Here is a 1,032-nt window from a genome sequence, read left to right on the forward strand (position 1 = left end):
CACAATAAAGCCATTGCATGCTGCCAGATTGTAGGGCTTTGAACTGTTTGCGAATTTCAATCCACTGTTGGTACAGATGGATCCAATGCGAACCCTGAACTAAATGCCAAGGGAAACAACGTCTGTTATCTGGGTCAAAGCTTCCCTCAAGACCGACTTCACTACCATAATAAATGCATGGTGCGCCGACATAAGTCATGAGTAAGGCCAACGCGATTTGCATTTTTTTCTCATCCCCATTCACCAAGGTGAGAAAACGCGCCGTGTCATGGCTATCGAGTTGATTGAGTTGTGAGAGCTGATTGGCAAAAGGAACTTTTGCTCTGGATTCATCCAACCACGCTTTGAACTCAAAACCATCTATATCGATTGGGTCGTACGTGATGTCTTGATGCGCGATAAACGCTCGAACAGGGTGGGCAAAACCGTAGTAGTTCATCGCGCCGTCTTCTTGCTCCCCTTGCAGCCATTGAGTCGCCTCAAAAAAATGCTCACCTAACACATAAGCATTCGGATTAACGGATTTGGTCGCTTGGCGAAATGCTTTCACGTAGTGAGCGTTGTTTTTCGCCCCCTCCCCTTCACCTAGCATATGAATGACATCAAAACGCCAGCCATCCACGGAATATGGCGGCTTCAGCCAATGTTTGATAACCGATGCCTCACCTTGGTAGATATATTCTCTGACTTCGTGATTCTCAAAATTCAATACCGGCAGATTGTCGATTCCTTTCCAGCCAATGTAGTGATTACTCTCCCCATCAAAAAAGTAATAGTCGCGAAAATCGGATTGAGGATTCCCGTACGCGCCTTTCCCTTTCTGTTGAATATCAAACCAAGGGTGATGCACAGAAGTATGGTTAAAGACCGCATCCAATACGATCTTCATGTTTTTGCTGCGGATTTTTTCGCACAATGACGCAAAATGCTTGTTGGTGCCGAGCATAGGATCAATCGTGAAATAATCCGTGGTGTCGTACTTATGGTTACTTGGCGAGGAAAAAATCGGATTGAAGTACAGTGCGGTCACAC

1 protein-coding gene is annotated in these 1,032 nt (G+C 45.6%); it reads right to left on the reverse strand.

All coding sequences use genetic code 11. The features are described from left to right. Positions 1–1,032, reverse strand: a 1,032-nt coding sequence (gene malZ, locus R7F67_RS24960) for a maltodextrin glucosidase (RefSeq protein ID WP_318057548.1), incomplete at both ends; no start/stop codon positions are given.

Source organism: Vibrio sp. YT-17, from assembly GCF_033337375.1.
Lineage (GTDB): Bacteria > Pseudomonadota > Gammaproteobacteria > Enterobacterales > Vibrionaceae > Vibrio > Vibrio alginolyticus.